Here is a 10,321-nt window from a genome sequence, read left to right as displayed (position 1 = left end):
AGGAACGAGCAGCCCGGCAGGAAGATATGGGCGTATTTCGCGGTTTCGTTGAGGAACAGGTCCTGCACGATCACGCATTCCATGGCGGCGAGGCCCGCCGTGATATGCTGCGTATTCGGGTCGGACTGGGCGATGTCCTCGCCCTGAACGAAAAGGCCCATGAAATGGCCCGCGACCGCCTCGTCGATCATGTTGGGAATGCGAAGTCCCGGCTCTTCGTCCAGTTCCACGCCCCACAGCGCTTCGAAACTTTCGCGGGTGGCGTCGTCGGAGACATGGCGATAGCCGGAAAATTCATGCGGGAAAGAACCCATGTCGCAGGAGCCCTGCACATTGTTCTGACCGCGCAGCGGATTTACCCCGGCGCCGACATGGCCGATATTGCCGGTGGCCATGGCGAGATTGGCGAGACCCATTACCATGGTCGAGCCCTGGCTGTGCTCTGTCACGCCAAGCCCGTAATAGATCGCGGCGTTTTTCACGCTGGCGTAAAGCCGCGCCGCCGCGCGCACGTCGGCCGCAGGCACGCCGGTGTATTTCTGCGTCGCTTCCGGAGAATTCTCTTCCCGTGCGATGAACCGCGCCCAGAGCTCGAAATCTTCCCTGTCGCAGCGCTCGCGCACATAATCCTCGGCCACCAGGCCTTCGGCGACGATGACATGGGCCAAGGCGTTGACCAAAGCGACATTGGTCCCCGGCATCAGCTTCAGATGAAAGGCCGCCTCGACATGGGGCGTGCGCACCAGGTCGATGGAGCGCGGATCGGCGACGATCAGTTTCGCCCCATGACGCAGCCGCTTCTTCAACCGCGAGGCGAACACCGGATGGCCGTCGGTCGGATTGGCGCCGATCACCAGCACCACTTCCGCCTGATCGACCGAAGCGAAGTCCTGCGTGCCGGCGGAAGTGCCCAGCGTCACGCCGAGGCCATAGCCGGTCGGCGAGTGGCAGACGCGGGCGCAGGTGTCGACATTATTGTTACGGAACGCGGCGCGCGCCAGTTTCTGCAACACGTACACTTCTTCGTTGGTGCAGCGCGACGAGGTGATGACGCCGATGGAATTGCGGCCGTATTTGCCCTGCACCCGTTTCAGTTCGCTCGCCGAATGGGCGATGGCCTCATCCCACGAAACCTCGCGCCATGGATCGGTGATCCTTTGGCGGATCATCGGCTTGAGCATGCGGTCCTTGTGCGTCGCATAGCCATAGGCGAAACGGCCCTTGACGCAGGAATGGCCCTCATTGGCCTGGCCCTGTTTCCAGGGAACCATGCGGATGAGCTTTTCGCCCTGCATCTCCGCCTTGAACGAGCAGCCGACGCCGCAATAAGCGCAGGTGGTGACGACCGAATGTTCCGGCATGCCGTGCTCGACCACGCTTTTCTCGATCAGGGATCCGGTCGGGCAGGCCTGGACGCAGGCGCCGCAGGAGACGCATTCGGAATTGAGGAAATCCGTCGGGCCGGGTTTTATCCGCGACTCGAAGCCACGGCCCTCTATGGTCAGGGCGAAGGTGCCCTGCACCTCCTCGCAGGCGCGCACGCAGCGGCTGCAGACAATGCATTTGGCCGGGTCGTAGACGAAATAGGGATTGGACTCGTCCCTGGCGTCGCCGAGATGGTTCCAGCCCTCGGAGCCATAGCGCACCGCGCGCAAGCCGACCTCGGCGGCGGCGTTTCGCAGTTCGCCGCCGCCATCGGCGGAGATCAAGACGTCGCGCGGGTAATCGGAAACATAAAGCTCCATCACGCCGCGGCGCAGCCTGGCCAGTTTGTCGCTTTGGGTGCGGACGACCATGCCCTCTTCCGCCGGGGTGGTGCAGGAGGCCGGCGTCCCGCGCCGCCCCTCGATCTCGACCAGGCAGAGCCGGCAGGAGCCGAAAGGCTCGAGACTGTCGGTCGCGCAGAGTTTCGGGATCTTCACCTCCCGGCTCATCGCGGCGGCCATGACCGAGGTTCCTTTCGGCACGGTCACGCTCTCGCCATCGATGGTCAGGGTAACCATGGTTTCGGCGAGCCGGATCGGCGTGCCGAAGTCGATTTCCTTGACGAGGCTCATCAGGTTTTCTCCTATTCGGCGGCGGTTCGTTTGGCGACGGGCGCAAAATCTTCCGGGAAGCGGTTGAGCGCCGACAGCACGGGCATCGGGGTCAGGCCTCCCATGGCGCAGAGCGATCCGTCCGCCATCAGTTCGCACAGGTCGCGCGTCAGTGCGATATTCCTCTCGACATTCTGGCCGGCGATGATCCTGTCCATCGTCTCTTCGCCCCGCACCGAGCCGATGCGGCAGGGCGTGCATTTGCCGCAGCTTTCCTTGGCGCAGAAATGGAAGGCGAAACGCGCCATTTTCGCCATGTCGACCGTATCGTCTAAGACGACAATGCCGCCGTGGCCGAGCAAGGCCTGGTTGGCGGCGAGCGCCTCGTAATCCAGCGGAATGTCGAGATCCTTTTCCGCCAGATAGGCGCCGAGCGGGCCGCCGACCTGCACGGCGCGGATTTTCCTACCCGATGCGGTCCCGCCGCCGAAACCCTCGATGATTTCGCGCAGGGACACGCCGAAGGCGAGCTCAATGAGCCCTCCGCGTAAAACATTGCCGGCGAGCTGGACCGGCAGCGTGCCGCGCGAACGGCCGACGCCGTAATCCGCGTAAGCCTGGCCGCCATGCTGCAGAATGAAGGGGATGGCGGCGAGCGAAAGGACGTTGTGCATCAGCGTCGGCTTGCCGAACAGGCCGGAAACGGCGGGAATCGGCGGCTTGGCGCGCACCAGCGGGCGCTTGCCTTCGAGACTGTCGAGCAGCGAGGTTTCCTCGCCGCAGATATAGGCGCCGGCGCCGATCCGCAACTCGAGATGGAAATGCTTGCCCGCGCCGAAGGCGTTGGCGCCGATCCATCCCGCTTCTTCCGCGATTTTCAACGCACGGCCCATGGTCTTGGCGGCGTGGGGATATTCCGAACGCAGGTAAATGTAGCCCTTGTCGGCGCCGACGGCATAGGCGGCGATGGCCATGCCCTCGATCAGCATGAAGGGGTCGCCCTCGAAGACCATGCGGTCGGCGAAAGTGCCACTGTCGCCTTCGTCGGCGTTGCAGACGACATATTTGCGGTCGGCAGCCGTGTCGTGGACGGTCTTCCATTTGATCCCGGCTGGAAAACCCGCGCCGCCACGTCCGCGCAGGCCCGAGACGCGGACCTGTTCGATGATTTCGTCCGGCGACAGCGCCAGGGCGGCTTGCAAGCCTTCCAGACCGTCGCGAGCGCGGTATTCTTCCAGCGACAAAGGATCGATCTCGCCAATGCGCGCAAAGGTGAGGCGCTGCTGGCGCTTCATCCATTCGAGTTCAGCGACTTTGCCGAGGCGCAGCGGATGTTCCCCGCCATGCAGCGCGCCGGCGGCGATAAGCGAGGGCACATCTTCCGGTCTGACTGGCCCATAGCCGATGCGGCCTTGAGGCGTGACGAATTCGACCAGCGGCTCCAGCCAGAACATGCCGTGCGAGCCGTTGCGGACGATTTCGATGCTCAGATTCGCCAACCCGGCTTCATGGATGAAGGCCCTGGCGACAGCGTCCGCGTCAACCGAGAGGGCGGCGGCGTCTCCGGGAATGTAGAGGCAATGTGTCATGATTGCGCCCCGGCGTTTTTTGTCGCCCGCAGGCAGAGCGCGTCGAGACGGGTCTCGTCGAGCGCGCCAAAAATCTCGCCGTCGTACAGAGCATTGGGGCCGAGCGCGCAATTGCCGAAGCAATAGGCAGTCTCGACCGCCAGGCCGTTGCTGGCGCCGCCGTCGAGCTTGACACCGTGTTTGTGCTCCAGCCAGGACGCAAGTTTTTCAGCGCCGCGCGCCTGACAGGCTTCGGCAAGGCAGAACTTGATCGTGCTTCCCTGCGGCGGCTGCCGTTTGAAATCGTGATAAAACGACAGGGTCCCGAACACTTCCGCGCGGGACAGATTGAGCGTCCTGGCGATGATGGCGACGGCGCGCGCGTCGACATAGCCGAACCTGTCCTGCAAGCCATGCAGGATCGGCAGCAGCGCGCCTTCGAGGTTGCGCATGCTATCGATAATTTCGCGCGCAATCGCTTCGTCCCAAGGAATCGTCGCCGCCATGCAAATCTCCCTTTCCCGCGGTTTTACCTGTGCAGGTTGAACGCAAGATTGGATCGCAATGCCGCCGGCTGCTATTTATTTTTGTTTAAGAACCGATAAAGCGGGCCGAACGGCGCGTCCCCGCCAACATTGCGGCCTGGAACCAGCGTTCAATCAAATAGATAGGGTATTTATTCCCCGGCGCCAGAGGGGGCGGGGGGCTTTTCAGTCCTCCGCCGCCTTGCGCGAATCGGCTGGCGGCCGCGGACATCTGGCTGATTCGCTCGCAATGACGGGCCCGCGTTATTCCGCGGCTGCACCGCCCTGAGCAGCCCCGGCGGCGGAGGCGCGGCGCGGGAACAGCGCGCTCCGTCTGGCGTCGAGCCACAGGCTGAAACGGTCCATGTAAAGATAGACCACCGGCGTCGTATAGAGCGTCAGCAACTGGCTGATGATCAACCCGCCGACAATCGACACGCCGAGCGGGCGACGGATTTCGCCTCCTTCGCCGAAGCTGATCGCCAGCGGCACGGCGCCGAGGATGGCCGCGCAAGTAGTCATCAGGATCGGCCGGAAGCGCAGCAGGCAGGCCTCGTAGATCGCGTCATAGGAAGTCGCCGCGTGGGTTCGCTTGGCGACAATGGCGAAGTCGACCATCATGATCGCGTTCTTCTTGACGATGCCGATCAGCAGGATCACGCCGATAGCCGCGATAATGCTGAATTCGATGTGGAACATCATCAGGCCGAGCAGGGCGCCGACGCCGGCCGAGGGCAGGGTCGAGAGAATGGTGATCGGATGGATCGTGCTCTCGTAGAGAATGCCGAGCACGATATAGATCGCGACGATGGCGGTGAGCAACAGCAGCGGCATCGATTTGAAGGATTCGGCGAACACCAGGGAAGTGCCGGATTCCATGCCATGAATGGAAGTCGGCATGTGGATTTCGGCCTCTGCGGCGTGAATCTCGGCGATGCCGTCGCTGAGCGCGTCCTTGGGATCGAGATTGAAGGAAATGGTCGTCGTGACGAAGGGCCCCTGGTGATTGATCGACAGGGCCGTATTGCCCCGATCGTAATGGGCGATGGCGCTGAGCGGAATCATCGTCTCCTGCACCGTCGAGACGGCGGCGCCGGCGGAGGCCGAGCTTTTGCCCGAGGCGGCCAGGGCGTTGATCGCCGCATTGCGCGCCGAATCGAGGCTCGCCGCGCCCGCCTGCGCAGCGGCGACGCTCGCGCCAGCCGCGGCCTTCTGGGTCACCGAACCGCCTGGCAGATTGGACGTGGCGACGCCATTGGCCGCGCCGCCCGCGGTCGAGATGTAGATTTCATCGAGCATCGTCGGGCTTTTGGTATAGCGCGGGTCGATCTCCATGATGACGTGATACTGGTTGATGGCGGCGAAAATGGTCGAGACCTGGCGCTGGCCGAAGGCGTCGTAAAGCGTGTTGTCGATCTGCGCCGCCGTCAGGCCGAGGCGGGAGGCGGCGTCGCGGTCGATCACGAGATTGGTCTGCAACGCCTTGACTTGCTGGTCGGAAGTCACATCCTTGAGACGCCCGCGCTTTTGCAGCGTTTCGGTCAGCTTCTCCGCCCATTGGTAGAGTTCGGCGGTGTCGTCGGCGGCAAGCGTATATTGATATTGCGCCGAACTCGACCGCCCGCCGGCGCGAAAATCCTGCGCCGCCTGAAAGAACAGTCTTCCGCCCGGCACATGGCCGAGCTTCGGCCGCAGCCGGGCGATCACTTCGTCGACGGTGACGTCACGCTGCGAAACCGGCTTGAGCGCGGCGAACACCGTCGCCGTATTGCTCGAGCCATTGCCGCCGCCACTTCCTGCGCCGGTGAAGCCGACCACGGTGTCCACCGCGGGATCTTCCTTGGCGATCCGCAGCATTTCTTCCAGCTTCTGGCTGACGCCCTGGAAGGAAATGCTCTGGTCGGCTTCCAGCCGGCCGATCAGGCGACCGGTGTCCTGCTGCGGAAAAAGGCCCTTGGGAACAATGCGGTAAAGCTCGAAATTGAGCGCCACCGTCGCCAGCAGCACCAGCATGATGAAGCGTGGGTGACGCAGCGACCAGGTCAGGCTGCGGGCATAGGCGGCAATGAGCCTATCGAAGGCGCCTTCCAGCAGAGGCTTGCGTTGGGAGCCGTCTTTTTTGGGCGATGGGGCGCGCCGGCGCATGAACTGGGCGCACAGCATGGGCGTGGTGGTCAGCGAAATGACCAGCGAAATCAATATGGCCACCGTGAGCGTCATGGCGAATTCGCGGAAGAAACGCCCGACCAGTCCGCCCATGAACAGGATCGGCGTGAACACCGCGATCAGCGACATGGTGATCGAAAAAACCGTGAAGCCGACCTCGCGCGCTCCCAGCAAGGCGGCGTCGAGGGCGTTCATCCCGGATTCGATATGGCGCTCGATATTTTCCACCACGACGATGGCGTCGTCGACGACAAAGCCGGTGGCGACGGTCAAGGCCATCAGCGACAGCATGTTGAGGCTGTAGCCCAGGAGATACATGCAGCCGAAGGTGCCGATGATGGAGACCGGCACGGCGATGCTCGGCGCCAGCGTCGCGCGAATATTACCGAGAAACACGAACACCACCAGCGTCACCAAAGCGACAGCGATGACCAGGGTCCGCTCTGTGTCCTTGAGCGAGGCGCGGATGGTCACCGAACGGTCCATCGCCGTGGCCAGAGTGATATCGCCGGCCAGCGCGGATTGCAGATAGGGCAGTTCGGCCTTCACCGCATCCACCGTCGCGATGATATTGGCGCCGGGCTCGGCGGTCAGGATCGCCAGAACCGAGGGCTCGCCATTGGCGTAGCCGGCGTTGCGCAAATCCTCGACGCCATCGACGACCGAAGCCACATCGGACAGGCGCACCGCCGAGCCGTTGCGATAGGCGATGACCAGCGGCCGGTAATCCTCGGCATGGGACGCCTGATCGTTGGTGTAAATCTGGAAATGCCGGCTGTCCTGTTCGATCGCGCCCTTGGGCGCGTTGGCGTTGGCCGAGGCTAGCGCAGCGCGCACGTCCTCCAGCCCGATGCCATATTTGAACAGGGCTTGCGGATTGAGCTCCACGCGCACGGCCGGTAGGGTGGAGCCGCCGATGATGACCTGTCCGATGCCGGGGATTTGGGAGATCCGCTGCTGCAGCACGTTGGAGGCGGCGTCGTAAAGCTGGCCGCGCGTCAGCGTCTTGGAGGTCAGGCTGAGGATGAGGATTGGCGCGTCGGCCGGATTGACCTTGCGATAGGTCGGGTTGGAGCGCAGGGCCGTCGGCAGGTCGGCGCGGGCGGCGGATATGCCCGCCTGCACGTCGCGCGCCGCGCCGTCGATATCGCGGTTGAGGCCAAACTGCAGCGTAATGCGCGTCTGGCCGAGACTGGAGGTCGAGGTCATTTCCGTCACGTCGGCGATCTGGCCGAGGTGGCGCTCCAGAGGTTCGGCGACGCTGTTGGCCACGGTTTCCGGGCTGGCGCCCGGCAGGGTGGCGTTGACGGTGACGGTCGGAATGTCGATCTGCGGCAGCGGCGCCACCGGCAGCAGGAAAAAAGCGATGCCGCCGGCCAGAGCGATGCCGATGGTGAGCAGGGTTGTCGCCACCGGCCGCCGGATGAACGGGGCGGAAATATTCATGCCTCGCTCCCGGCTTCAGCCTGGGGCGTCAGGGGGACGGCAGGGCTTCGGCGCAGGCGCAAAGCCAACCGGTCGAAATAGAGATAGATTACCGGGGTGGTGAACAAGGTCAGCACCTGGCTGAAAATCAGGCCGCCGACGATGGCGTAGCCGAGCGGTTGGCGCAGTTCCGAGCCAACGCCGCTTCCGAGCATCAGCGGCAGCGCGCCGAGGATGGCGGCCATGGTCGTCATCAGGATCGGGCGGAAGCGCAGCAGGCAGGCCTGGCGGATCGCCTGCACGGGGGCTAAGCCCTCGACGCGTTCCGCCTCCAACGCGAAATCGATCATCATGATGGCGTTTTTCTTGACGATGCCGATCAGCAGGATGATGCCGATCACCGCGATAATGTCGAGATCGTAGCCGAACAGCAAAAGCGTGAGCAGCGCGCCGACGCTGGCTGAGGGCAGGGTCGAGAGAATGGTGATCGGATGGATGAAGCTCTCGTAGAGCACGCCGAGCACGATATACATGGTGGCGATCGCCGCCGCGATCAGCAGCAATTGATTGGTCAGCGAAGACTGGAAGGCCGCCGCCGCGCCCTGCCAGGCCACAACAAAAGAAGCCGGCAGGCCGATTTCAGCCCGGATCTTGTCGATCGCCGTAACCGCTGCGCCGAGCGAGACGCCTTTCGCCAGATTGAAGGAAATGGTGGTCGCCGGGAACTGGCCGAAATGGGTGATCACCAGCGGGCCGGAGCGCCGGGTCATATGGACGATGGCCGAGAGCGGCGTCTGGCCGCCGGTGGTCGAGGAATTGGACGGCAGGTAGATCGAATCCAGTCCCTTGACCGATTCCTGCAGGGATTTGTCGGCTTCGAGGATGACGCGGTACTGGTTGGATTGGGTATAGATGGTCGAGATGATGCGCTGGCCGAACAGATCGTAAAGCACATTGTCGACGGTGGCCGGGGTGATGCCGAAACGCGCGGCGGTGGCTCGGTCGATGGTCAGGTCGAGCGCCGCTCCGCCTTGTTGCAGGTCGCTGCCGACATCGGCCAGTTCGGGCGCCTGTTGCAGCCTTTTGGTTAGTTTGGGCGCCCATTCGGCAAATTCTTCCGGATTGGCGTTTTCCAGCACGAATTTATATTGGGCGCGGGTGACCGAGGCGTCGATGGTGAGATCCTGCGCCGGCTGCATGAACAGTTTTCCGCCCACCACGCCCGACGCCTCCTTGTTGAGGCGGCGGATGATCTCGGCGATATTTTCGCTGCGCTGGTCCTGAGGTTTGAGATTGATCAGGAAGCGGCCCGAATTGAGAGTGAGATTGGCGCCATCGACGCCGACGAAGGAGCTGAGCGAGACGACGTCCTTGTCCTGGAGGACGACATCCGCCAGTTCGCTCTGCAGGCGCACCATCTCCTTGAACGATACGTCCTGCGGCCCCTCGGTGATGGCCTGGATGACGCCGGTGTCCTGCGCCGGGAAGAAACCCTTGGGAATGACGACATAGAGCAGGGCGGTGAGCCCCAGGGTGGCGATGGCGACCATCAGGGTCAGCGGCTGCCAGGCCAGAACCACGTCGAGGGCGCGGGCATAGGCCGCGATGATCCTGTCGAAGACTTTTTCGGCGTAAAGGTCGAAACGGCCGCGCTCGCTCTCGGGACGGTGGCGGATCAACCTTGCGCAGAGCATCGGCACCAGGGTCAGCGAAACCACCGCCGAAATGACGATGGTGACGGCGAGCGTGATGGCGAATTCATGGAACAGCCGTCCGACCACATCTCCCATGAACAGCAGCGGGATCAGCACCGCGATCAGCGACACGGTCAAGGAGATGATGGTGAAGCCGATCTGCCGCGAGCCGCGCAGCGCGGCGCGCAGCGGCGCCTCGCCTTCCTCGATGTAGCGCGCGATGTTTTCGATCATCACGATCGCGTCGTCGACGACGAATCCCGTGGAGATCGTCAGCGCCATCAGCGAAAGATTGTCGAGACTGAATTTTAGCAAATACATGACGACCAATGTGCCGACGAGCGACAGCGGCACGGAGAGACTGGGAATTATGGTCGCGGGCAGATTGCGCAAAAAGACGAATATGACGAGAACGACCAGAACGACCGCGAGGCCAAGTTCGAACTCGACATCCTCGACCGACGCGCGGATCGTCGTCGTTCGGTCGCTCAGCACCGTCACGTCCAACGCGACCGGGAGGGACGCGCGCAATTTCGGCAGCAGCCTCTTGATCGTGTCCACGACCTGAATGACGTTGGCGCCCGGCTGGCGCTGGATGTTGAGAATGATCGCGCGCGTCGAATTGGCCCATGCCGCGATCTTGCTGTTTTCGGGTCCATGCCGCACGCTCGCCACGTCGCTGACGCGGACGGGATTGCCATTGCGATAGGCGACAATGACCTCGCCGAACTTCGCCGCGTCGTCGATCTGATCGTTGGCGTTGATCGTCGAGGATTGTTGGGGGCCGTCGAAGGCGCCCTTGGGCGTGTTGGTGTTGTTGTTGTTGAGCGTCGTCCGCAAATCGTCGATGTTCAGCCCATAGGCGGCGAGCGCGCTCGGATTGAACTGGATGCGAACGGCGGGGCGCT

Annotated in this window: 5 protein-coding genes; all 5 read right to left on the bottom strand. The window is 63.2% G+C overall.

The annotated features are described in order from the left end of the window. Positions 1-2,057, bottom strand: a 2,057-nt coding sequence (locus ACLP2E_RS14715) for a molybdopterin-dependent oxidoreductase (RefSeq protein WP_442466379.1), incomplete at its 3' end; no start/stop codon positions are given. 11 nt (positions 2,058-2,068) lie between these two features. Then, positions 2,069-3,625 carry a formate dehydrogenase beta subunit gene (locus ACLP2E_RS14710; RefSeq protein WP_442464205.1) on the bottom strand — a complete coding sequence of 519 codons (1,557 nt, stop codon included), beginning with the start codon at positions 3,623-3,625 and terminating at the stop codon, positions 2,069-2,071. Further along, a complete protein-coding gene (locus tag ACLP2E_RS14705; RefSeq protein WP_442466378.1) occupies positions 3,622-4,110 on the bottom strand; it encodes an NAD(P)H-dependent oxidoreductase subunit E in 489 nt (162 codons plus the stop codon). Before ACLP2E_RS14705 ends, ACLP2E_RS14710 begins: the two co-directional genes overlap by 4 nt. 282 nt (positions 4,111-4,392) lie before the next feature. Continuing rightward, positions 4,393-7,740 carry an efflux RND transporter permease subunit gene (locus tag ACLP2E_RS14700; protein ID WP_442466377.1) on the bottom strand — a complete coding sequence of 1,116 codons (3,348 nt, stop codon included), beginning with the start codon at positions 7,738-7,740 and terminating at the stop codon, positions 4,393-4,395. Continuing rightward, positions 7,737-10,321 (bottom strand): efflux RND transporter permease subunit (locus ACLP2E_RS14695; RefSeq protein ID WP_442466376.1); only part of this gene is annotated, 2,585 nt, incomplete at its 5' end. The genes ACLP2E_RS14695 and ACLP2E_RS14700, both read right to left, overlap by 4 nt.

It is taken from the genome of Rhodoblastus sp. (assembly GCF_052145335.1).
In the GTDB taxonomy this organism is placed as follows: Bacteria; Pseudomonadota; Alphaproteobacteria; order Rhizobiales; family Beijerinckiaceae; genus Rhodoblastus.
The sequence above is the reverse complement of the archived record's forward strand: the minus strand, read 5'-3'. Positions and strand labels throughout refer to the sequence as shown.